The organism is Cupriavidus taiwanensis, assembly GCF_900250115.1.
GTDB lineage: Bacteria > Pseudomonadota > Gammaproteobacteria > Burkholderiales > Burkholderiaceae > Cupriavidus > Cupriavidus taiwanensis_B.
In genome coordinates, this window is record NZ_LT984803.1 from 1,329,583 (window position 1) to 1,351,296 (window position 21,714).

At 67.5% G+C, this 21,714-nt stretch carries 17 protein-coding genes, 1 tRNA gene and 8 pseudogenes; 12 read left to right on the plus strand and 14 right to left on the minus strand.

The annotated features are described in order from the left end of the window. The 6 genes and pseudogenes from CBM2586_RS06440 to CBM2586_RS32640 all read left to right on the plus strand — a co-directional run. A pseudogene (locus CBM2586_RS06440) lies at positions 1-702 on the plus strand (DMT family transporter); the annotation flags it as partial. Positions 703-784: 82 nt separating this feature from the next. Further along, positions 785-1,222: pseudogene (locus CBM2586_RS06445) on the plus strand (acyl-CoA thioesterase). 33 nt (positions 1,223-1,255) lie between these two features. After that, positions 1,256-1,977: pseudogene (locus CBM2586_RS06450) on the plus strand (nitroreductase). Positions 1,978-2,512: 535 nt separating this feature from the next. After that, complete coding sequence (locus CBM2586_RS32630) at positions 2,513-2,665, plus strand: hypothetical protein (RefSeq protein WP_431194951.1); 153 nt, start codon at positions 2,513-2,515, stop codon at positions 2,663-2,665. Then, a pseudogene (locus tag CBM2586_RS32635) lies at positions 2,665-3,284 on the plus strand (serine hydrolase). The gene CBM2586_RS32630 and the pseudogene CBM2586_RS32635 overlap by 1 nt, the downstream one beginning before the upstream one ends. Beyond that, positions 3,263-3,463: a hypothetical protein gene (locus CBM2586_RS32640; protein WP_431194954.1), complete on the plus strand. Its 201-nt coding sequence runs from the start codon at positions 3,263-3,265 to the stop codon at positions 3,461-3,463. Before CBM2586_RS32635 ends, CBM2586_RS32640 begins: the two are co-directional and overlap by 22 nt. Positions 3,464-3,542: 79 nt before the next feature. Here the strand turns inward: CBM2586_RS32640 and CBM2586_RS32410 are convergent. The 3 genes and pseudogenes from CBM2586_RS32410 to CBM2586_RS06470 form a co-directional block, all read right to left on the minus strand. Continuing rightward, positions 3,543-4,938: pseudogene (locus CBM2586_RS32410) on the minus strand (FAD-binding oxidoreductase); the annotation flags it as partial. Between the two features lie 15 nt (positions 4,939-4,953). Continuing rightward, positions 4,954-5,703, minus strand: a complete 750-nt coding sequence (locus CBM2586_RS06465; RefSeq protein ID WP_115687056.1) for a FadR/GntR family transcriptional regulator — start codon at positions 5,701-5,703, stop codon at positions 4,954-4,956. Between the two features lie 139 nt (positions 5,704-5,842). Then, positions 5,843-6,628: an IclR family transcriptional regulator gene (locus CBM2586_RS06470; RefSeq protein WP_012352591.1), complete on the minus strand. Its 786-nt coding sequence runs from the start codon at positions 6,626-6,628 to the stop codon at positions 5,843-5,845. Between the two features lie 234 nt (positions 6,629-6,862). On the opposite strand from CBM2586_RS06470, the pseudogene CBM2586_RS06475 reads away from it, so the two are divergent. The 3 genes and pseudogenes from CBM2586_RS06475 (at position 6,863) to CBM2586_RS06485 (ending at position 9,294) form a co-directional block, all read left to right on the plus strand. Next, positions 6,863-7,587, plus strand: a pseudogene (locus CBM2586_RS06475) ((Fe-S)-binding protein). Between the two features lie 29 nt (positions 7,588-7,616). Continuing rightward, positions 7,617-9,028 (plus strand): annotated as a pseudogene (locus CBM2586_RS06480) (LutB/LldF family L-lactate oxidation iron-sulfur protein). After that, the gene (locus CBM2586_RS06485) at positions 9,025-9,294 is read left to right on the plus strand and encodes a hypothetical protein (protein ID WP_115662353.1); all 270 of its coding nucleotides are present in this window, start codon (positions 9,025-9,027) and stop codon (positions 9,292-9,294) included. Before CBM2586_RS06480 ends, CBM2586_RS06485 begins: the two are co-directional and overlap by 4 nt. Before the next feature lie 46 nt (positions 9,295-9,340). Here CBM2586_RS06485 and CBM2586_RS06490 read toward each other — a convergent pair whose 3' ends face one another. Beyond that, positions 9,341-10,228, minus strand: a complete 888-nt coding sequence (locus CBM2586_RS06490; protein WP_112775453.1) for a LysR substrate-binding domain-containing protein — start codon at positions 10,226-10,228, stop codon at positions 9,341-9,343. 115 nt (positions 10,229-10,343) lie between these two features. Between CBM2586_RS06490 and CBM2586_RS06495 the strand changes: the two are divergent. The 3 genes and pseudogenes from CBM2586_RS06495 to CBM2586_RS06505 all read left to right on the plus strand — a co-directional run bounded on the left by CBM2586_RS06495 (position 10,344) and on the right by CBM2586_RS06505 (position 13,250). Then, positions 10,344-11,344 (plus strand): annotated as a pseudogene (locus tag CBM2586_RS06495) (ornithine cyclodeaminase family protein). Further along, on the plus strand, positions 11,341-12,204 hold the full coding sequence (locus CBM2586_RS06500) for a phosphate/phosphite/phosphonate ABC transporter substrate-binding protein (protein ID WP_115687059.1): 864 nt from the start codon (positions 11,341-11,343) through the stop codon (positions 12,202-12,204). Before CBM2586_RS06495 ends, CBM2586_RS06500 begins: the two are co-directional and overlap by 4 nt. Beyond that, positions 12,201-13,250, plus strand: a complete 1,050-nt coding sequence (locus tag CBM2586_RS06505) for a tripartite tricarboxylate transporter substrate binding protein (RefSeq protein WP_115687060.1) — start codon at positions 12,201-12,203, stop codon at positions 13,248-13,250. The genes CBM2586_RS06500 and CBM2586_RS06505 overlap by 4 nt, the downstream gene beginning before the upstream one ends. A gap of 217 nt (positions 13,251-13,467) precedes the next feature. On the opposite strand, the gene CBM2586_RS06510 is transcribed toward CBM2586_RS06505, so the two are convergent. The 10 genes from CBM2586_RS06510 to CBM2586_RS06555 all read right to left on the minus strand — a co-directional run bounded on the left by CBM2586_RS06510 (position 13,468) and on the right by CBM2586_RS06555 (position 21,623). Further along, positions 13,468-14,262, minus strand: a complete 795-nt coding sequence (locus CBM2586_RS06510; RefSeq protein ID WP_115662349.1) for an ABC transporter ATP-binding protein — start codon at positions 14,260-14,262, stop codon at positions 13,468-13,470. 1 nt (position 14,263) lies between these two features. Beyond that, positions 14,264-15,160, minus strand: coding sequence for an ABC transporter permease (locus CBM2586_RS06515; protein WP_115687061.1), 897 nt, complete (start codon positions 15,158-15,160; stop codon positions 14,264-14,266). 170 nt (positions 15,161-15,330) lie between these two features. Beyond that, positions 15,331-16,308, minus strand: a complete 978-nt coding sequence (locus CBM2586_RS06520; protein WP_115662347.1) for an ABC transporter substrate-binding protein — start codon at positions 16,306-16,308, stop codon at positions 15,331-15,333. Between the two features lie 425 nt (positions 16,309-16,733). Continuing rightward, positions 16,734-17,768: a quinone-dependent dihydroorotate dehydrogenase gene (locus CBM2586_RS06525; RefSeq protein WP_115662346.1), complete on the minus strand. Its 1,035-nt coding sequence runs from the start codon at positions 17,766-17,768 to the stop codon at positions 16,734-16,736. 108 nt (positions 17,769-17,876) lie between these two features. Further along, positions 17,877-18,674, minus strand: a complete 798-nt coding sequence (locus tag CBM2586_RS06530) for an arginyltransferase (protein WP_115662345.1) — start codon at positions 18,672-18,674, stop codon at positions 17,877-17,879. Positions 18,675-18,752: 78 nt separating this feature from the next. Continuing rightward, complete coding sequence (gene aat, locus CBM2586_RS06535) at positions 18,753-19,505, minus strand: leucyl/phenylalanyl-tRNA--protein transferase (protein ID WP_115662344.1); 753 nt, start codon at positions 19,503-19,505, stop codon at positions 18,753-18,755. A 39-nt stretch (positions 19,506-19,544) separates the two neighbouring features. Then, positions 19,545-20,129 carry an NUDIX hydrolase gene (locus tag CBM2586_RS06540; RefSeq protein ID WP_115662343.1) on the minus strand — a complete coding sequence of 195 codons (585 nt, stop codon included), beginning with the start codon at positions 20,127-20,129 and terminating at the stop codon, positions 19,545-19,547. Positions 20,130-20,324: 195 nt separating this feature from the next. Next, positions 20,325-20,400: transfer RNA gene (locus tag CBM2586_RS06545), tRNA-Met, on the minus strand. Positions 20,401-20,521: 121 nt separating this feature from the next. Then, complete coding sequence (locus CBM2586_RS06550; RefSeq protein WP_115662342.1) at positions 20,522-21,274, minus strand: RES family NAD+ phosphorylase; 753 nt, start codon at positions 21,272-21,274, stop codon at positions 20,522-20,524. Beyond that, positions 21,234-21,623: an MbcA/ParS/Xre antitoxin family protein gene (locus tag CBM2586_RS06555; RefSeq protein ID WP_018004354.1), complete on the minus strand. Its 390-nt coding sequence runs from the start codon at positions 21,621-21,623 to the stop codon at positions 21,234-21,236. The genes CBM2586_RS06550 and CBM2586_RS06555 overlap by 41 nt, the downstream gene beginning before the upstream one ends. Positions 21,624-21,714 lie beyond the last annotated feature (91 nt).

Below are 21,714 nucleotides of genomic sequence, written 5' to 3' on the forward strand. Positions count from 1 at the left end.
CGCTGCCGCGCGTGACCGGATCGACCGCAACCGACTGGCGCGCGGTGGGGCATATTGCCGTGGCCGGCCTGCTGCTGCAGGCGGCTATCTCGGCGGAGTATGGCGCGATCAGGCTCGGCATGCGGCCGGCGTGTCGGCGCTGATCGTCGGCATGCAGCCGATCTGACCGCGCTGATCGCCACGCGCATGGGCGAGCGCATCGGCGCGCGCCAGTGGCTGGGCCTGCTGCTGGGCCTTGCCGGCGTGGCACTGGTGGTGGCCAACAAGCTGGGCACGAGCGGCTTGACGCCGGCCAGCCTCGCGCTGGCTGGCGGCGCGTTGCTCAGCATCACCGTGGGCACGGTCTACCAGCGGCATTTCTGCCCGGTGTTCGACCTGCGCATGGGTTCGGTGATCCAGTTCGCCGCGGCGGCGCTTGCCTGCGTGCCGTTCGTTGCGTTCGAGACGCGGGTGGTGCAGTGGACTGCCGCGATGCTGGGCGCGCTGGCGTGGTCGGTGGTGGCGTTGTCGATCGGCGCGATCTCGCTGCTGTTCCTGCTGATCCGCCAGGGTGCGGCCACCAAGGTGTCCAGCCTGATGTACCTGACGCCGCCCACCACGGCGGTGATGGCCTGGTTGCTGTTCGGCGAGCGCTTCCCGCCACTGGCGGCAGCCGGCATGGTGCTGGCCGCGCTGGGTGTCGCGCTTGTCATCCGTCGCTAGTGGCGCGCGTTCGTATCGCGTAGGCCGCTGGTTCAGAATCTTCGCATTTCGTACTGCTTCGCGTCCTGTCTCCCTCTCGCCCATGAAACCGCAAGCCGAATCGCGCAGTGCCTATCCGTACTTCCAGCCGATCACACGCGTTGGATGGACAACGATGTCTATGGCCACGTTAACAACGTTGTCTACTACAGTTATTTTGACACCGTGGTGAATACCTACCTGATCCGGCAGGGCGTGCTCGATGTCACGTCGGGCGAGACCATCGGCTGGTGATCGAGACGCAGTGCAACTACTTCTCGTCGCTCAGTTTTCCCGAGACCGTGGTCGCGGGTTTACGCGTAGCCAGGCTGGGTACGTCGAGCGTGCGCTATGAGGTGGGCCTGTTCAGCGGCGACAACGAGGTCGCGGCCGCGCAAGGGCATTTCATTCACGTCTATGTCGATCGCGCTACGCGCCGGCCGGTACCGTTGCCGGCGCGTTGCGCGAAGCGCTGCTGCCCTTGGCAGCGGCGGGCGCGTGACGGGCGCACGGGAATAGTACGGGGCAACAGGAGATGAACAAGATGTCCCACGAGAAGCTATTCGGCTCGCAGGAGGCCGTGGACTGCGTGGATCGCGCGATCCTGACGCGGCGTTCGGTGCGGGCCTTCCTCGATACGCCCGTGCCGCGCAGCACCGTGGAAGAGATCCTGGCGGTGGCCAGCCGCGCGCCGTCCGGCACCAATACGCAGCCGTGGCGCGTCTATGTGCTGTCGGGCGAGGCCAAGGCGAAGCTGTGCGCCGACGTGCTGGCCGCCTATGAAGACCCGAGCGCGACAGCAAGTACCGGGAGGAGTACCCGTACTATCCGCGCGAATGGGCCGACCCGTATCTGTCGCGGCGGCGCAAGGTGGGCTGGGACCTGTACGGGCTGCTCGAGATCAGCCGCGAGGACAAGGCGCGCATGCACGAACAGCATGCGCGCAACTTTCGTTTCTTCGATGCGCCGGTGGGCCTCATCTTCACCATCGACCGCATCATGGAGCAGGGCAGCTGGCTCGACTACGGCATGTTCCTGCAAAGCATCATGGTCGCCGCCCGCGCGCGCGGGCTCGATACCTGCCCGCAGGCGGCGTTTGCCCAATTCCACAAGATCATCGCCAGCCACCTGCGGCTGCCGCCAGAAGAAATGGTGGTGTGCGGCATGTCGCTCGGTTTTGCCGATCCGGAGGCCGTCGCAAACCGCCTCACCACGGAACGGGAGCCAGTCAGCGGGTTTGCGCGTTTTCTCTCATAGTGAAATTTGTTTCAGCATGTAACGATGGACGCCGATATCACACAAGACTTTGCGTATTGGCTTCGTCGTTACGAAGGGGTAGCAAGGGGTGAGCCGGACTGCGCTTGGATCGCGCGCACAAGAGTTCGATAGCGTACGTGACGCATCGCGTACTTTTTTCGCAATGCGGAAATGCATGTGAATCGAACTTTAAGGAGCGTCTGTAAGTCTTTAATCTTGCTAACAATTTCTTTATTTCCTACACTAGCGCCATTCCTATGCGCTGAACGAATCATGTTCCGGTCTGATTCCATTTTCTCCAGATTCTTCGGCTCCACACCCTTGTCCGCCGTAGCCGCCGCGGTACTGGTGTCGGTGTCGATGGTCGCGGTGCCCGTGGCCGAAGCGGCCACCAAGGCCGCCTCCACGCAAAAAACAAGCAAAAGCAGGCAAATTCCGCCAAACGGAGAAAAAGACCGCTTCAACGCCTGTTGCCAAGAGCGCGCGCAATGCCAAGGTCGCGAAGAGCGAAGCGGGCTCCGCGCGCAAGGTGGTGGTGCTGAAGAAAGGCAAGCGCCACGTCGTGGTGGCGCAGCGCGCGGCCCCGGTGCGGGCTGCGTTTACGCCTTCCAAGCCGTCGCTGGGCGAGGCCATGGGCCTGCGCGACACCGACGACGCCCTGGCCCTGCGCTCCAGCGCGCGCTGGTGATGGACCAGAACTCCAACGAGGTGCTGTTCCAGAAGAATGCCGGTGCGGTGCTGCCGATTGCATCGATCACCAAGCTCATGACCGCGCTGGTGGTGATGGACTCGCGCCTGCCGATGGACGAGGTGCTGACCATCACGAGGAAGACCGCGACACCGAGAAGCACAGCAGCTCGCGCCTGCGCTTCGGCACGCAGCTGACGCGCCAGGAACTGCTGCTGCTGGCGCTGATGTCGTCCGAGAACCGCGCGGCTTCGGCGCTGGGCCGCCACTATCCGGGCGGCCTGCCGGCCTTTGTGCAGGCCATGAACCGCAAGGCGCGCGAGCTCGGCATGAACGACAGCCATTTCGTCGATTCCAGCGGCCTGTCGAGCAGCAACGTGTCGAGTGCGACCGACCTGGTGCGCATGGTCAATGCCGCGTACCGGAACCCGACCATCCGCGAGTACTCGACCCAGACCGAGCATGAAGTCAACGTGCTGGGCCGCACCCAGCATTACGTCAGCACCAACCGCCTGGTGCGCGGCGGCAACTGGGAGATCGGCCTGCAGAAGACCGGCTTTATCTCCGAGGCCGGCCAGTGCCTGGTGATGCAGGCGCGGTGCACGGGCGCAACGTGGTGATGGTGTTCCTGGATTCGTCCGGCAAGCTGTCGCGCTTTGCCGATGCCAACCGGGTCAAGGACTGGCTCGAGCATTCGCCGTCGTCGCCGCAGCGCGGCTTCCCGTCGTCGCCGAACCTGACGCAGGGGCCGGGCGGCGCGCACGCGGTGCTGGCGTCGCAGCAATCGCGCGGCATCTGAGGCCGCACGCCTGCACATAAAAAACGCGCCGCATTGCGGCGCGTTTTGCTTTGGTGGCGGCAGCGTCAGAGCAGCTTGCCGGGTTCATGATCCCGGCGGGATCGAACACCGCCTTGAGCTCGCGCATCAGCCGCAATTCCAGCGGATCCTTCACCGCCAGGAAGGCATGGCGCTTGAGCTGGCCGATGCCATGTTCGGCGCTGATGCTGCCGCCGTAACGCATCACCTCGTCCAGCACCGCCTCGGTCACGGCATCGCCCCTGGTGGCCGCCCACTCCGTGGGGGCGCCGGCCGGACGCGACAGGTTGTAGTGCAGGTTGCCGTCGCCGAAGTGCCCGAACACGAAGGGCGGATCGCGGCATCGAGCGCGCGCAGCCGGGCCGCCATCGATTCCATGAAGGCCGGGATCTGCTCGATCGGCAGCGACACGTCGTGCTTGAGATGCGGACCGTCGGCGCGCTGCGCTTCCGAGATCTCCTCGCGCAGCTTCCACAGCGCCTGCAGCTGCGCCAGCGATGCCGAGACGGCGGCATCGAGGCACAGCTCGCGCTCCAGCGCCTCGCCGATGACCCGTTCCAGCAGCGCGTTCAGGGCTGCCTCATCGGTGGTATCGGCCAGTTCCACCAGCACATAGCCCGGATAGCGCTGCGCGAACGGTTCCTGCACGCCTTCCGCATGCGCGAGCACCAGGTCCAGGCAATCACCGGTAAAGAACTCGAAGGCCTGCAGGCGTGCGCCGCATTGCTCGAACAGCAGTTCATAGAGCGCCAGCGACTGCGCGGGGGAGGCCACCGCCGCCAGCACCACGCTGCGCGTATCGGTGCGCGGGAACAGGCGCAGCGCCGCCGCGGTGATCACGCCCAGGGTGCCTTCGGAGCCGATCAGCAGCTGCTTCAGGTCATAGCCGGTATTGTCCTTGCGCAGCGTGCGCAGCCCGTGGAAGACCTCGCCGTTGGGCAGGACGGCCTCGACCCCGAGCACCAGCTCGCGCGTCATGCCATAGCGCACCACGTTGACGCCGCCGGCATTGGTGGCCAGGTTGCCGCCGATCTGGCACGAGTCCTCGGCCGCCAGCGACAGCGGCAGCAAGCGGTTGGCGTCCTGGGCGGCACGGCGCAGGTTGCCCAGGATGCAGCCGGCCTCGGCCACCATGGTATTGGCGATGGTGTCGAGCGAGCGCACCGCGTTCATGCGGTCCAGGCTCAGCACCACGTTGTGCGCGTGCGCGTCGGGGTGGCGCCGCCGCACAGGCCGGTATTGCCGCCGCGTGGCACCACCGGCACCGCGGCCTGCTGGCATAGCGCCAGCGCGCGCGCCACCTCGTCGACGCTACGGGGCCGCAGCACCGCCTGGGCCTGGCCGCGGTAGATGCCGCGCCAGTCGGACAGCCATGGCGCGATGTCGTCGGGGTGGGTCAGCGCGGTGTCGGGGCCGAGGGCTTCGGTGAGCCGCTGGGCAAAGGATCCGTTTTGCATGGTGGTGGTGTCGTCTCAGGAAAGGGATGCGGGGCTGGCGGCGTTCGCCGACGTTGCTGCGTCAGCGCGCGTGCGTAGCGACAACCCCAGGCGGTGGGCGGCGCTTTGCAGGTGCGCCACCGCCGCCGCGCGCGCCGCGCCGGCATCGCCGCGGCGGATGGCCGCGACGATGGCCTCGTGTTCGGCATGCACGGTCTCGGCCAGCCCTGGCTGGCGCAGCGTATTGGCACGCGCGGTGGCGACGGCCTGGTGCAGTTGCAGGTTCAGGTACTGCAGCAGCTGGCGGTAGTACGGGTTGTGCGTGGCGGCGGCGATGCCGATATGGAAAGCCGCGTCGAGATCGGCAGCCGGCTGCGGGTCATAGAGCCGGGCCTGCAGGCGCTGCAGCAGCGCCGTCAGCGCGGCCACGTCGTCATCGGTGCGGCGCACCGCGGCCAGCGCCGCGGCGGCGCCTTCCAGGTCGATGCGCAGGTCGTACAGGTCGGCCAGGTCGCCGGCGGCGAGCTCGGGGTCGCGCGGCAGCTGGAAGCCGGCTGCGCCGGTGCGCGAGCGCACCGTGCAGCCAACGCCCTGGCGCGACTCGACCAAGCCCTGCGAGCGCAGGTGCTCGGTGACTTCACGGATCACGGCGGCGCTGACGCCGTATTGCTCGGCCAGCTGCCGGCCGGTCGGCAGGCGGCTGCCAACGGGGTAGGTGCCGCTTTCGATCTCGGCGCGCAGCTGGCGCGTGACCTGTTCGGTCAGGGTGACGGTGCGGGTACGCATGGCTGTCGATTATAAGGTTTTCTGGTTATCTGAAAACATAGGGTAAACGTGGGCGACGCGTCAACGCGAGGCACCAAAGCAAAACGCGCGGACTGCCTTGCAGGCAGCCCGCGCGTTGGCGGCAATGGCTCAGGTGGCGTCAGGCCGCGGCTTCGGTCACATAGCCCATGCCGCGCGAGATCTGCAGGGCGGTGTCCTTCAGGTTCTGCAGCCAGCTGTCCTGCAGCCGGTCGGCCGGCGCCGACAGCGACAGGCCTGCCACCAGCCGGCGCGAGTCGTCGTAGATGCCGGCGGCGATGCAGCGCACCCCCAGTTCCAGCTCTTCGTTGTCGCGGGCATAGCCGTTGGTGCGGACCCAGTTGAGTTCGCGTTCCAGCTTGGCCAGGTCGGTGATCGAAGTGCGCGTGTGGCCGGCCAGCCCGGTGCGGGTGGCGTAATTGCGCACGCGCGCCGATTCGTCGGCGGCCAGGAACAGCTTGCCCACCGAGGTCAGGTGCAGCGGGGCGCGGCCGCCGATGGCGCGCACCACCTGCATGCCCGAGCGCTCGCTGTAGGCGCGCTCGATATAGACGATCTCGTCGCCCTGGCGCACCGACAGGTTGACGGTCTGGCCGGTGACCCGGTGCAGCGCGCGCATTGGCGCCAGCGCCGCGTCACGCACCGACAGGCGCGCCTTGACCAGGTTGCCCAACTCCAGCAGGCGCATGCCGAGTCGGTAGCTGCCGGGGTCGGAGCGGTCGACAAAGCGGCACGCGACCATGTCGTTGAGGATGCGGTGCGCGGTGGAGGGATGCAGGCCGGTGGCCAGCGACAACTCTTTCAGGCTGACCGGATCGGCATGCTGCGCAAGGGCGTCCAGCAGGGTCATCATGCGCTCGATGACCTGGATGGACGTCTTGCCGGGTGACTTGTCTGCGTCGGACATGGTGGAAAACGTAGCAATGTTGCCTTGCGGCATTTTTAAGCGACTGCCCGATTCTATCTCGCATCGTGAAAATTTCAATAGGTGAAATGACATTACGGTAAGAATGCACCCGTGATGCCGCCCCGGCGTGCCGTGCATGGCAACGCATTCATGGCGCCGATGAACGCTTTGTGCGCCACCCGCGGCGCCGAACGCGCATAATTGCGGGGTTTCAGGGTCTGGGAGAAGTCAACAATGCGAGTCGGTCTGTTCCACACCTGCCTGGTGGACCTGATGGGCCCGGAGATCGTTTTTCGGTGCTCAAGCTGCTCGAAGCCGCCGGCTACGAGGTCATGGTGCCCGAGGCGCAGACCTGCTGCGGCCAGCCGGCCTACAACTCGGGGGAGCGCGCGGTGTCGCGCGACCTGGCCGAGAAATTCCTGCGCGAGTTCGAGATGTTCGAGTACATCGTGGTGCCGTCGGGCAGTTGCGGCGGCATGATCCGGCACCACTACGCCGATTTGCTGCGTGACGATCCGGAGCTGAACGGCCGCTACGAGCGCCTGCGCGAACGCGTGTTCGAGCTGACCGACTTCCTCGCCAACGTCGCGCGGATCGAGAGCCTGCCGTCGACTTTCTCGGGCCATGTGACCTACCACGATTCCTGTTCGGGGCTGCGCGAACTGGGGGTCAAGCAGCAGCCGCGCGCGTTGCTGTCGCGCCTGCCCGGCGTGCAGCTGACCGAGATGAAGGACTGCGAGGCCTGCTGTGGTTTCGGCGGCACCTTCTCGGTCAAGTACGGCAATATCTCCACGGCCATCGTCGACGAGAAATGCGCCAATATCCAGGCCACCGGTGCCGATGCCGTGGTGTTGGGCGACCTGGGCTGCATGCTCAATATCGAAGGCCGCCTGCGCCGCACCGGCGACAGCCGCACCCGCGTGCTGCATATCGCGCAGGTGCTGGCGGGCGACGCCTGAGCGCGCCGACACATCAGGAATTCGCCACGATGCAAGTCCACAGCATGGAATTCAAGGCGCGCGCCGGCCAGAAGCTGGCCGACCAGCGCCTGCAGCAGAACCTGAAGAAGCTCTCGACCAAATTCGTCACGGCGCGCGCCGATGCGATCCGCGATATCGATTTCGACGCCACCCGCGAGGCCCTGAAAGAGCGCCGCAACCGCGCGCTGGAAAACCTCGACGTCTGGCTCGCCACGTTTGAAGAGAACGCGACCCGGCGCGGCGCCACCGTGCTGTTCGCCGAAACCACCGCCGACGCCGCCCGGCTGGTCGCCGAAATTGCGCAGAAGCACGGCGTGAAGAAGGTCATCAAGAGCAAGTCGATGGTGACCGAGGAAATGCGCCTGAACCAGGTGCTGGGCGAGATGGGCGTGCAGAGCATCGAGACCGACCTGGGCGAGTACATCCTGCAGATCAACGACTCCGAGCCGCCGTCGCACATCATTGCGCCGGTGGTGCACAAGGACAAGGACGAGATCGCCGACCTGTTCGCGAGGGTCCACCACAAGCCGCGGCTGACCGAGATCCCGGAGATGACGCGCGAGGCGCGCGAAGTGCTGCGCCCGGAATTCCTCAGCGCCGACATGGGCGTCACCGGCGGCAACTTCATCATCGCCGAGACCGGCTCGGTGGCGGTGGTGACCAACGAGGGCAATGAAGGCATGTGCACGGTGATGCCGCGCGTGCATGTCGCGGTGACCGGCATCGAGAAGGTGCTGCCGACACTGGAAGACCTGGCCACGGTGATGCGCCTGCTGCCGCGCTCGGCCACCGGCCAGGCGATTTCCAACTACTTTTCGCTGCTGACCGGGCCGCGCGCCGAGGGCGAGCGCGATGGCCCCGAGCACATGTATTTCGTGCTGGTCGATGGCGGCCGCAGCGGACTGATCGGCGGCGACTTCCAGGAGATGCTGCGCTGCATCCGCTGCGGCGCCTGCATGAACCACTGCCCGGTCTACCAGAAGATCGGCGGCCATGCCTATGGCTGGGTCTATCCCGGCCCGATGGGCAGCGTGCTGACGCCCAGCTACGTTGGCCTGGCCAAGACCGTCGACCTGCCGCAGGCGGCCACCATGTGCGGCGAATGCAATCGCGTCTGCCCGGCGTCGATTCCATTGTCCGACCTGCTGCGCAAGCTGCGCGAAAACAAATGGAACGCGGCCTGCGGCCATGGCAGGAGCGCTTTGCGCTCAAGGCCTGGGGCTACGTGGCGAAGCGGCCTGAACTCTATGCGCTGAGCGCCCGCATCGGTGCCTGGCTGCTGGGCCGCATGGGCGGCAGCAACGGACTGATCGCCCGCCTGCCGCTGGCGGGCAAGGGCTGGACCGAAACCCGCGACATGCCGGCGCCGTCGGGCCGCACGTTCCGCGAACTCTACAAGGAAAGGAGGGCGCGTTCATGAGCGCCAGGAATTCGGAAGCGCTGGCGCGCATGCGCGCCGCGCTGGAGCAGCACATGGCCGGTGCCAAGCCCGCGCAGGAGCTGGTGCGCGAATGGCGCGAAGCCGGCAGCGCGCTGGCCTTGCCGCCGGTCTACGGCCAGGCCATGGAAGAACTGCTGCGCCGGCTGGAGATGGCGGCGGTGTTCGCGCAGGACAGCTGCTCGTTTTCGAGCACCGCGGTCACCGAGCAGCTGGCGCGGTGGCTGGACAAGGCGGCGACGGCCTGAGGCCGCCACGCCTCACGGCGGCGGTGTTCGCAAGCGCCGCCGCGGCTCAACGCTTCATCATCCCGGTCAGCGTCTCCACGAATTCCAGCGACAGCCGCGACAGCGGCTCGGTCTGCACATGGAAGATCTGCACCGAGGCATTGACCTTGGTGCGGATCGGCACGGCGACGATATTGGGCCAGTTCGCACCAAATACCGTCATGGCATCGACCAGCGCGATACCTGCGCCGGCCTGCGCCAGAGCGCGCGCCACATGGGCCTGCTCCACCTGCACCCGCATGTCGGGCTGGTCGCCATCGTTGCCGAACATCTCGTGCACCAGCAGCGCGAACGGCACTTCCGGGCCATAGCCGATCAGGTCTTCGCCGATCAGGTCAGCGGGGCGCACCCATTTGCGCGTGGCGAGCCGGTGTCCCACCGGCACCAGCGCCACGATCTCGTTCTTCACCAGCAGGCGCGCCTCGAGGTTGGGATGCACCAGCGGCATGTTCGATACCGCCAGATCCACCTGTCCCGATAGCAGCGCGCGCAGCATGTTGCCCGGAATCTGCGTGCGCACCACCACCCGCACCGCCGGATGCGCGGCGCGGAAGCTGGCGATCGCGCGCGGCAGCACGGTCTGACCCAGGTTGGGACTGCAGGTGATGCGCAGGCTGCCGGTGCGATTGGCGGCGAGGTCCTCGGCGATCTCGTTGACGCGCTCGATCCCCTCATAGACCGCATTGACTTCGCCCAGCAGCCGCCGCGCTTCCGGGGTGGGGTAGAGCCGCCCCTTGGTGCGCCGGAACAGCTCGAGGCCGAGCCGCTGTTCGGTGTGCGACATCAGCCGGCTGATGGCCGGTTGCGACACATAGAGCAGCTTCGACGCGCCGCTGATCGAGCCGGTCAGCATCACCGCGCGGAACACCTCGATCTGGCGCAGGTTCATTTTCATGGCATTAACCTGATGTTAAGGCATGCGGACATATAAGCATATGACAGTCAATGGCGCCATACCTAAACTGGACTCCATCGAAACACAACACACTGATCTGGAGAGCGGGGACCCCATGGCTGACATTCTTCTCACCTACCTCAACGGCCGGGATATTGCGCGGCTGAAAATGACCGATGCCGAAATCATCGCTGCGGTGGAGCAGGCACTGGTTGCGCAGGGCAACGGCCAGACCGTGATCGAGCCGCGCGTGCACCTGATGCCGGACCCCGCCTTCAACGGGCACTTCAACGTGCTGCGCGGCTATGTGGCGCCATTGGGGCTGGCCGGCGTCAAGGTCGTCGGCGATTTCGTCGACAACTACAAGCTCGGCCTGCCGTCGGAAATGGCCATGCTGAACCTGTTCGACCCGCGCACCGGCATGCCCGTCGCGGTGATCGACGCCACCTTCATCACCGACGCTCGCACCGGCGCACTGACCGCGATCGGCGCGAAGCACCTGGCCCGCCGCGACAGCAAGGTGCTTGGCCATATCGGGGCGCGCGGCACTTCGTACTGGAATGTGCGCCTGCTCGACAGCCTCTATGACTTCGACGAGATCCGCGTGCACTCGCGCCGCCCGGAAAGCCGCAATGCCTTTGCCGCGCGGCTGGAGCGCGACCTCGGCAAGAAAATCGTGGTGACCGAGGACTGGGAATCGTGCGTGCGCGGTGCCGACATCGTGGTCGAGGCATCGCGGCTGGAGCGCCCGGCGCCGATGCTCAAGACCGAGTGGATCAAGCCCGGCGCCTTCGTCGTGCCCTACGGCACCATGAGCGCGGTCGAGCTGTCGCTGACCGACATCATGACGCGGATGGTGGTGGACGACTGGGGCAATGCAAGGGCGGCATGTTCGGCTCGCTGCGCGCGCATGTCGAAGCGGGCAAGCTGTCGGAACAGACGCTCTACGGCGAACTGGGCGAGATCGCCGCCGGCCGCAAGCCGGGTCGCCAGAGCGACGACGAGACCAACCTGTTCTGGCACCGAGGCCTGTCGCTGAGCGACATCGCCCTGGGACACGCCCTGCTGGAGAAGGCCGCCGAGTGCGGCCTGGGCCAGAAGCTGGTGTACGCATGATCGCCAACGCCCGCATGTACGCGGTGGCCCCGCAGGCCGAAGCAGCATGGCGCGCATTGCTGGCGTGCGTGTCCGTGCGTGCGGGCGTGGCGTTGCCCTATGCCAGGCATCCCGCGCCGGCGCCGGTCAGCGCGCTGTGGGCGCGGCCGGACTGCGGCTGCGTGTTCATGTGCGGCTATCCGTACGCGAGCGCGGCGGTGAGGCCGCAGTTGCTGGCGGCGCCGGTGCCGGCCCTGGCGCGCTACGAAGGGCGGCCGGTCTATTTCACGGAGTTCATCGTGCGCGCCGATGCGCCGGCGCAGTCGCTGGCGCAGACCTTTGGCGGGCGCTTGGCATGCATGTTGCCCGAGTCGAACTCGGGCTATAACGCGCCGCGCCACTACTTGATGCGGCTGGCACCGGCAGGGACGCGGGCGCTGTACCGGCCCGCGGCGATGGCGACGCCGACGCCGCGCGAGGTCATCGATGCCGTGCTTGCCGGCGATGCGGAAGCAGGGGTGATCGACAGCTATGTGATGGACCTGCTGCGCCGCTATGACCCGTCGCTTGCCGCGCAACTGAAGACGCTGGCGCTGACGCCGCCGGCCCCGATTCCGGTGCTGATGGCAGCGGCGGGCGCCGATCGGCAGCAATGCATGCGCGTGCGTGGGGCCTTGCTGGGCCTGCATGACGACGCCGCCGGCACCGAGCTGCTGGCCTCGCTGGGGCTGGCGCGTTTCGTTGCGGTGCAGCCTGCCGACTATGCCTGCCTGCCCGCGATGGCGAATGAAGCCGAGCGGGCGAACTTTGCGCTGACCGATGCGGCCGGCGCGGTGGAGGCGCCATCGCCTGATCACTGCCAATTGGGGAAACCGTCATGAAATCCGCTGTGAATGCCGCTATGAATGCCGCTGTAAAGCCCTTCGTGCATCCTGACATCCGGCGCCTTGCCATGCATTGCCTGTTCGCCTGCGCGGCGGCCTGTGCTACGTGGTTCGGTGCGGCGGGGCCGGCCCATGCCCAGCCGCCGGCCTATCCGGCAAAGCCGGTGCGCCTGATCGTGCCGTTTGCCGCGGGCGGGCCGGCTGACGTGCTGGCGCGCGCGGTCGGAGAGGGCCTTGCCAGGGCCATCGGCCAGAGCGTGCTGGTCGAGAACAAGGCCGGCGCGGCCGGCACCATCGGTGTCGACATGGTGGCCAAGGCCGCGCCGGATGGCTACACCGTCGCGCTGGTGCCGGTCGGCAATATCGCGGTGAATCCCACGCTGATGCCTAACCTGCCGTACAAGCCGTCCGACCTGGCGCCGGTGGCGATGCTCGCCACCGCCGAGAACGTGCTGGTGGTCAACGCGGCCACGCCGGTGAGGTCGCTGGCCGAACTGCTCAAGCTCGCCGCGCACAAGCCGGGCGAGCTGAGCTTCGCCTCGCCCGGCGCCGGCAGCCAGGCGCACCTCGCCGGCGAGCTGCTGCAGCTCGATGCCGGCGTCAAGCTGAACCATGTGCCATACAAGGGCGTAAGCCCCGCCATGACCGATGTTGTCGGCGGGCAGGTAACGATGATGTTTGCGCAGCTGTCGGCGGCGCTGCCCTATATCAAGGCTGGCAAGCTGCGCGCCCTCGGCATCGCCAGCGCCAGGCGCTCGACGGTGCTGCCCGAGGTGCCGACGATTGCCGAGCAGGGCTTCCCGAAGTTCGAGGCGGTGTCGTGGTATGCGTTGATGGTGCCGGCGGGTACGCCGCCCGAGGTGGTGCGCAAGCTCAGCCAGCATGCCGACGCGGTGCTGGCCGATGCCGCGCTGAAGGAGAAGCTGGCGACGCTGGGGATGGAAGCGGCGGGCGGCACGCCGCAGCAACTGGCGGCAGCGATCCAGAAGGAAAGCACGCGCTGGGCGGGGGTGATCAAGCAGCGGCGCATCACCATCGATTAGTCGTTTGCCTACTGCGGGTCGGCTCCCCTCTCCCATTTATGGGAGAGGGGCCGGGGCGAGCGAGTGCAACGGCGACAGACTTCACTTCGTTGAGGCGCCGGCCCTCACCCCGACCCTCTCCCGCAAGCGGGAGAGGGAAGTACACAGAGGGAGAGCTTAAGCGCCAATCAGCAAAAAAACGGGGAGCCGAAGCTCCCCGTTTTTTTCGCTGGCGCTATCACCCCAGCAGCAGCGCATCATCATCCAGCTGCTCATGCCGCGTCTGCTCGAACATCTTGAGCAGGTCCGGCACATCCAGCCCCTTGCGCTTGTCGCCCGAGACATCCAGCACCACCTGGCCCTGGTGCAGCATGACCGTGCGCTGGCCGTAGTCGAGCGCCTGGCGCATGCTGTGCGTCACCATCATCGTCGTCAGCTTGCTTTCCTCGACGATGCGCGCGGTCAGCTCCAGCACGAACGCGGCGGTCTTGGGGTCGAGTGCGGCGGTGTGCTCGTCCAGCAGCAGGATGCGCGACGGCTGCAGCGACGCCATCAGCAGGCTCACCGCCTGGCGCTGGCCGCCGGAGAGCAGGCCGATGCGGTCGGTGAGGCGGTTTTCCAGGCCCAGGTTGAGCAGGCGCAGCTTGTCGCGGAACAGCTCGCGCGCGGCGCGGTTCAGCGCCGGGCGGAAGCCGCGGCGGCTGCCGCGGGCCATCGCCAGCGCCATGTTTTCCTCGATCGTCAGCGCTTCGCAGGTGCCGGCCATGGGATCCTGGAACACGCGCGCCACCAGGTGGGCGCGGTCCCAGGCGGGCTTGCGCGTGACGTCGCTGTCATCGATGGTGATGCGTCCCGAGTCGACCATCTGGTCGCCGCTGATCGCATTCAAAAAGGTCGACTTGCCGGCGCCGTTGGAGCCGATCACGGCCACGAACTGGCCGCTCGGAATCTCCAGGCTGAGGCCGCGCAGCGCGCGGGTCTCGATCGGGGTGCCCGGGTTGAAGGTGAGCTTCAGGTCTTGTGCGCGCAGCATCTCAGGCACCTCCGTTCTTGCGGGCAAACAGCTTCTTGCGCGTGGCCGGCAGCACCAGCGCGATCGTTACCAGCGCGGCGGTGACCAGGTTCAGGTCCTGCGCCTTGAGGCCGATGAAGTCGCTGTTCAGTGCCAGTGCGATGAAGAAGCGGTACAGGATGGCGCCCAGCACCACCGCCAGCGTGGTCCAGATCAGCCGGCGTGCCGGCAGGATGGTCTCGCCGATGATCACCGCGGCCAGCCCGATGACGATGGTGCCGATGCCCATCGAGATATCGGAGCCGCCCTGGGTCTGCGCGAACAGCGCGCCGGCCAGCGCCACCAGCGCGTTGGACAGCGCCATGCCGGCCAGCGTGGCGCGGCCGGTGGCGATGCCCTGGGCGCGGGCCATGCGCGGATTGGCGCCGGTGGCGCGCATCGCCAGGCCCAGCTGCGAGCTGAAGAACCAGTCCAGGCCGACCTTGGCGACCACCACCACCACGAACAGCAGCAGCGGACGCAGCACGTAGTCGGGCAGCCACTCCGGCTGCAGCACGGTGAACAGCGTGGGTTCGGTGATCAGCGGCACGTTGGGGCGGCCCATGATGCGCAGGTTGACCGAGTACAGCGCGATCATCATCAGGATACTGGCGAGCAGGTCCATGATCTTGAGGCGCACGTTGAGCCAGCCGGTGATCCAGCCGGCCAGCGCGCCCGCGGCGATGGCCACCAGCGTCGCCAGGAACGGGTCCTGGCCGCCCGCGATCAGCGTCGCGGCCACGGCGCCGCCCAGCGGGAAGCTGCCGTCGACGGTCAGGTCGGGAAAGTTGAGGATGCGGAAGGAAATCAGCACCCCGAGCGCCACCAGGCTGAAGATCAGGCCGATCTCCAGGGCGCCCAGAAGGGAAAAGAGGGACATGGGGGAATCCTGTTGCTGGGGCCGGCGTTTGCCGCCGGTTTCGGGGCGGGTCGGCCGGCACGCCCGGTTAGGGCGCCGGCCGCCTCGCCCTGTTATGTCCGGCCGGCCGGGTAGGCCTGGCCGGCGCATCCGCCGCGCTGCGGCGGCGGCATGGCAGGGCGTGGTTGTGCTTACTTGATGACCGTCTTGGCTTCCTTGACCAGCTCCGGCGACAGCGTGACGCCTTGCTTGGCGGCCGCGCCGGTGTTGACGAACAGCTCCAGGTTGTCGCTGGTCTGCGAGGCAATGGTGCCCGGCTTCTCGCCCTTCAGGATGCGCACCACCACCTTGCCGGTCTGGTGGCCCAGGTCGCCGTAGTTGACGCCCAGTGCCGCCACGGCGCCGCGCTTGACGCTGTCGGTATCGGCCGCGACCAGCGGGATCTTGGATTCGTTGGCGACCTTGACCAGGGCCTCGTACGCCGACACCACGTTGTTGTCGGTGTTGGTGTAGATCACGTCGACCTTGCCGATCAGGCTCTTGGCGGCCGGGCCGATGTCCACGGTGCGCGGTGCGGCGGCTTCCTTGAGCGTCAGGCCTTCCTTGGCCAGCAGCGCGCTCAGTTCCTTGACCACCACCACCGAGTTGGCTTCACCCGGGTTGTAGACCATGCCCACGGTCTTGGCCTTGGGCACTACGCGCTTGATCAGTGCGACCTGCTTGTCCAGCGGCAGCTTGTCCGACACGCCGGTGACATTGGTGCCCGACGCCGACCAGCTCTTGACCAGCTGCGCGGCGACCGGATCGGTCACGCCCGAGTACACCACCGGCACCGTCTTGGTGGCGGCCACCACGGCCTGCGCCGACGGCGTGGCGATGGCGACGATGGCATTGGGGTTGTCGCCGACGAACTTGCGGGCGATCTGCGCCGCGGTGCCGGTGTTGCCCTGGGCACTCTGGTATTCCCACTTCAGGCTCTTGTCGGCGTCATAGCCGGCCGCCTTCAGTTCTGCGCGCACGCCGTCGCGAATGGCGTCCAGCGCGGGATGGTCGACGATCGACAGCACCTTGACGGTCTGGGCCTGCACGGCGCCGCCGTACAGCAGTGCCAGCGCCACGGCGCCGCCCAGGATGGATTTGGATGCTGCGAGACCCTTGGTGGACTGCATTATGTGTGCTCCCCCGAAACTCGGTTCTGGATTGGATACGGCCGCGTATGGTTCGGTCCGCCGTCCTGGACCATGTGCCGCCTGGCGCACGGTGCCGGTCCGGGCGGGCGCGGCGGCTTCCTGCGGCGGGAGGGAGCGTGCGCGGACGCGTCGGATGCGACAGCGATAAGCCTGCGAGGATACCACTTCCCGCGCACGAAATGGACAGTCATCATGCGGATGTGGGGCATTCGATGCTGCGAGACGCCCGCTATCCGCCATCGAGGCGCATTTAATTGCGCAGGAACCGGGATTTGCCTGTGGATTTCCCTGATTGCGGCGGCCGCATCTTCATGCAATTGCGCGCCAGCGCGGCGTCGAGGATTTCCTCGACCCGGCCGGCGCATCGGCCGGGCATAACGCAAGGCCGCGGGCGGCCGGCGGCTTCAGCCGCGCAGCGCCGCGGCGCACTCGCGCACCAGCGCCGGGCCGCGGTAGACCAGGCCGCTGTAGAGCTGCACCAGGCTGGCGCCGGCGTCGGTCTTGGCGCGCGCGTCGGCGCCGCCGAAGATGCCGCCCACGCCGATGATCGGCACCGCGTCGCCGACCACGCCGCGCAGCGCGCGTACCACGCGGGTCGAGGCTTCGAACACCGGGCGCCCGGACAGGCCGCCGGCTTCGTCGGCATGCGGCAGGCCCTTGACCGCTTCGCGCGAGATGGTGGTGTTGGTGGCGATCACGCCGTCGATCTTGTGGCGCACCAGCGCGTCGCCGATATTGCCGATCTGGTCGGCATCGAGATCCGGCGCGATCTTCAGCGCCAGCGGCACATAGCGCTGGTGCTGGTCGGCCAGGCGCTGCTGCGCGGCCTTCAGCGTCGACAGCAGGCTGTCGAGCTCGCTCGCGCCCTGCAGCTGGCGCAGGTTCTTGGTGTTGGGCGACGAGATGTTGACCGTCACATAGCTGGCGTGCGGATAGACGCGCTCCAGGCAGTACAGGTAGTCGTCGTTGGCGCGCTCGATCGGGGTATCGGCGTTCTTGCCGATGTTCAGCCCCAGCACGCCGCCCTCGGCCTTCCAGCGCGACGCCCGCACATTGGCGACGAAGGCATCGACGCCGCCGTTGTTGAAGCCCATGCGGTTGATCAGCGCATCCGCCTGCGGCAGCCGGAACATGCGCGGGCGCGGGTTGCCCGGCTGCGCCCGCGGCGTGACCGTGCCCACCTCGATAAAGCCGAAGCCGAGCGCGGCGAGGCCGTCGATGTAGGCACCGTCCTTGTCCAGCCCGGCGGCCAGCCCGACCGGGTTGGGAAAGCGCACCCCCATGACCGTGCGCGGATCGTCGGCGATGCGGTTGCCGATGCAGCCGCCCAGGCCCATGCGGTGCGCGCGCAGCAGGTTGTTCAGCGTGAAATGGTGGGCGTCCTCGGCATCCATCGAGAACAGGGCGGGACGAAACAGGGGGTAGAGCGCGTTGAGCACGTGGGCAGGCGGCCGGCAGGGCGGCGCGGAAGTCGGGACCAGGGCGGCATTGTAGCGGCTGGCCCGCACGCGAGGGCGGCCGTGGAGGCGGCCCAGGCCGGGCCGAGGCTAAGGCCGGGTGGCGGGCGGCACCGGCGCGGCGGCTTCCGGGGCCTCGGCGGCGACGTCCTCGAACGCATGCCAGTGGTTGCCGGTCAGCACCTGCAGCGGCCGGAAGCGCGCCTTGTACGCCATCTTGCGGCTGTCGGCGATCCAGTAGCCCAGGTACAGGTGCGGCAGGCCCAGCGCATGGGTCTGGCGGATCTGCCACAGGATGTTGTAGGTGCCGTAGCTGGCGTTGCGCTCGAGCGGGTCGTAGAAGGTGTAGACCGACGACAGGCCGTCGTCGAGCACGTCGATCATGCTGACCATGCGCAGGCGCCCGGCCTCGGGCGAGCCGGGCGGATCGCGGAATTCCACCAGGCGCGAGTTGACGCGGCTCTGCAGCAGGAACTGCTCGTACTGGTCGCGGCTGTCCTGGTCCATGCCGCCGCCGGCGTGGCGCATCGACTGGTACAGCAGGTACAGCGAATAGTGCTCCTCGACATAGGTCAGCGGCGCCACCAGCGCCTGCAGGTGCTGGTGGCGATTCCACGCGCGGCGCTGCGAGCGGTCCGGCGTGAACTGGTCGACCAGCACGCGGCACGGCGTGCAGGCGTGGCAATCGTCGCAATACGGCCGGTAGGTGAAGATGCCGCTGCGGCGAAAGCCCGCGCGCACCAGCCGCGAGTAAACGTCGGCGTTGATCAGGTGCGCCGGCGTGGCCACCTGGGAGCGCGCCATGCGGCCATCGAGATAGCTGCAAGCGTAGGGCGCCGTGGCATAGAACTGCAGCGCGGACAGCGGTAGTTCCTTCAGCTTGCTCATGACTCAGGGGGCTCCGGGCGGGACGGCGCGTTTTGCACGGTGGCCCGCAGCGTCAGCGTCGGCACCCGTGCCAGGAATTCAGGCTGCCGGCGCGGCGGGTGTCCCGGCCCAGCGCTCCAGCACCGATTTGTCGAACCGCCACGGACTGATCGCCGGCTGTGCCGTTGCCGCGCGCACATGGGCCACGAAGTCGGCGCGGGGGATGGGGCGCGCACCCAGCGAGGCCAGGTGGTCGGTTTCCTGCTGGCAGTCTATCATCGCCACGCCGTGGTTGCCGAGGAACGCGCACAGCGCCGCCAGCGCGATCTTGGACGCGTCGGTGCGGTGCGCAAACATCGATTCGCCAAAGAACATCCGCCCCAGCGCCACGCCATACAGGCCGCCGACGCGCTCGCCGCGGTACCAGCTTTCGACCGAGTGGGCCAGGCCGTTGCGGTGCAGGGTGCCGTATGCGGCGATGATGGCGTCGGTGATCCAGGTGCCGTCCTGGCCCTCGCGCGGCGTGGTCGCGCAGGCGCGCATCACCGCCAGGAAGTCGTGGTCGACGCGGATTTCCCAGTCGGCATCGCGCAGCACGCGCCGCAGCGTCTTGCGCAGGTTGGCCGAGACGCGCAACGCCGGCGGCGGCAGCACCATGCGAGGATCGGTGCTCCACCACAGCACCGGCTGGCCGCTCGAATACCACGGGAAGATGCCCTGGCGATAGGCCAGCAGCAGCCGCTGCGGCGACAGCTCGCGGCTGGCGGCAAGCAGCCCGGGAGCCTCGGAATCAGGTCCGAGTGCGTGCTCGACCGGGGGAAACGGATCTTGCGGGTCCAGCCAGGAAATCATGCGGCTGCGCCGGAGGGCGGTGTGCGGCAGGCCCGCCGCTCAGGGCGTGACCGTGGCCCGGCTGGTCAGCGGGCGCATGGGCTTGTCGATGTCCAGGCTGTGCAGCCGGAAGCTGCCATCCTGCAGCCGGCCGGCGGCGCGGTCGGCAAAGAAGCAGCGCAGGGTATGGATCACGGTGGGGAAGGCCAGTTCATCCCAGGGCACATCGGCCTCTGCCACCAGCTTCACTTCCAGGCTCTCCTCGCCGGGCGCGACGTCCAGGTCATCCAGCGTGGCGAGGTAGAACAGGTGCACCTGGTGCACATGCGGCACGTTCAGGATCGAGAACAGCTCGCCCACCTGCACGCGCGCGCCGGCTTCTTCCAGGGTTTCGCGCGAGGCCGCCTGGGCGGTGGTCTCGCCGATCTCCATGAAGCCCGCCGGCAGGGTCCAGAAGCCGTAGCGCGGCTCGATCGCGCGCTTGCACAGCAGGACCTTGTCTTCCCAGACCGGGATGGTGCCGACCACGTTGCGGGGATTGACGTAGTGGATGGTGCCGCAGTTGTCGCAAACACTGCGCGGGCGGTTGTCGCCGTCAGGCACGCGCAATACGACCGCATGACCACAGTTCGAGCAGAATTTCATGAGGGGCGTCCGGGAGAATGGCGAAAGTGTATCACCCCCGCGCAGCGCACCGGCGGGCCGGAGGAGCGGTGGTGCACCATGGCTCGGCAGGCCGCAAAGGCACGGCCGCGGCGCCGGCTGGCGGCACAAAACAAAAAACCCGCCAGGGGCGGGTTGGTCTGCTGCGACGGCGTCACAGATGCGCATCTGTGCGGTTGGTTGCGGGGGCAGGACTTGAACCTGCGACCTTCGGGTTATGAGCCCGACGAGCTGCCAACTGCTCCACCCCGCGTCCGTCGAAGAAAAGATTATATGGCATCCGGTTGCGCATTGCAACACCTGTTTAACAAAACCTGTCGGCGCTGCGTATTGCCCGTGCCATAACGATTAGATCGCCGCGGCGGGGCGGAGGTTCAGCGGCCCCCCGGGATATCGCTTGTGCGCTGCCACAGCGCGGCCTCGAACTCGAAGCTGTCGCGCTGCTGCAGGTCGTCGCGCTGCCAGATCACGCGGTCGCGGCGCACGGTCAGCATCCACGTGGTCGTGGCGAGCGGTGTCGGGTGCGAGAACGCGCGCGGCGTCAGCACCGCGCCGCAGGGACCGTGCTGCGGATCGCGCACGGAGGTGTAGCGGATCATGCCGAGGCCGGCTTCGCGCGCGACCCGCCCGAATGCCTGGCAGGGCTGGTGGTTGTCCGGATCGGTCCAGGCGGCGCGATCCCGGTCGAACGGCGGCTGGTCCAGCGCCACCCCGGAGGTCTCGACACGCACTTCGAACAGCGTCTGCGCGCGCGCGTCGATGCGGGGCAGCGCCGGGCTGTCGTTGAGGAAACGCCAGCGCCAGTAGCCGAGTTCGGCACAGGCGGTGCGGATCTCGTTGGCGCCATAGAACACGCCCGGATCCTGGCTGGCGCGGAAGCGCGAGCCCCAGGGCGAGGGTGGATAGCGGAACGGCGTGAACAACAGGTAGTGCAGATGGCGTGCCTCGACCGGCACGACCGGTTTGCCGGCGTCGAGCACCGCTTCCAGGACCGCCTGTTCCTCCAGGCTGTCAACCAGCGGCATGGTGGAGACCACATGCTGGGCTTCCACCGCACGCCACAGCGTGAGCGCGAACTGCCGGCGCTCAGATGCGACCGCGGGTGGCGTCCAGGTAGTGAACGACACGGACCAGACCTTCGGTGGTGCGGATCAGCTCGAGCGGCTTGCCGCCCAGCGCGAGGTTGTCGTGGGTGAGCCACAGCCTGGCCTGGTCGCCGTGGCCGAGGATGGCGTCGAGCGAGCGGAACAGGCGCACGAACAGGACGCCGAATTCCCACTCCTTGCGGTGCGCGTCGAGCACATAGCCACCCGATGCCATGCGCGAGACCGAGGCCGTGCTGATGCCCAGCACGCTTGCCACCATGGCCTGGCTGATGCCCAGGAAGCCGGCGGCGCGCATGACCGCCTTGGTCAGCGTGGTGCCGGGGTCGGGGCCGCCGGCGGGATCGGTTTCCGGAATCCGCCTCGATTGCATCGCCTATGCTCCTGTTTCTTCAGAAATATTATAGGCGATGAATTTCAGAAGGGAAGAGGCTGCACAACGGTTCACGCCTATGACTCGGCGC

Coding starts and splice junctions, on each gene's coding strand:
- CBM2586_RS06465 (WP_115687056.1), bottom strand. CDS start 5,703: ATGCGTACCCGCACCGTCACCCTGACCGAACAGGTCACGCGCCAGCTG.
- CBM2586_RS06470 (WP_012352591.1), bottom strand. CDS start 6,628: ATGTCCGACGCAGACAAGTCACCCGGCAAGACGTCCATCCAGGTCATC.
- CBM2586_RS06485 (WP_115662353.1), top strand. CDS start 9,025: ATGAGCGCCAGGAATTCGGAAGCGCTGGCGCGCATGCGCGCCGCGCTG.
- CBM2586_RS06490 (WP_112775453.1), bottom strand. CDS start 10,228: ATGAAAATGAACCTGCGCCAGATCGAGGTGTTCCGCGCGGTGATGCTG.
- CBM2586_RS06500 (WP_115687059.1), top strand. CDS start 11,341: ATGATCGCCAACGCCCGCATGTACGCGGTGGCCCCGCAGGCCGAAGCA.
- CBM2586_RS06505 (WP_115687060.1), top strand. CDS start 12,201: ATGAAATCCGCTGTGAATGCCGCTATGAATGCCGCTGTAAAGCCCTTC.
- CBM2586_RS06510 (WP_115662349.1), bottom strand. CDS start 14,262: ATGCTGCGCGCACAAGACCTGAAGCTCACCTTCAACCCGGGCACCCCG.
- CBM2586_RS06515 (WP_115687061.1), bottom strand. CDS start 15,160: ATGTCCCTCTTTTCCCTTCTGGGCGCCCTGGAGATCGGCCTGATCTTC.
- CBM2586_RS06520 (WP_115662347.1), bottom strand. CDS start 16,308: ATGCAGTCCACCAAGGGTCTCGCAGCATCCAAATCCATCCTGGGCGGC.
- CBM2586_RS06530 (WP_115662345.1), bottom strand. CDS start 18,674: ATGAGCAAGCTGAAGGAACTACCGCTGTCCGCGCTGCAGTTCTATGCC.
- aat (WP_115662344.1), bottom strand. CDS start 19,505: ATGATTTCCTGGCTGGACCCGCAAGATCCGTTTCCCCCGGTCGAGCAC.
- CBM2586_RS06540 (WP_115662343.1), bottom strand. CDS start 20,129: ATGAAATTCTGCTCGAACTGTGGTCATGCGGTCGTATTGCGCGTGCCT.
- CBM2586_RS06555 (WP_018004354.1), bottom strand. CDS start 21,623: ATGCAATCGAGGCGGATTCCGGAAACCGATCCCGCCGGCGGCCCCGAC.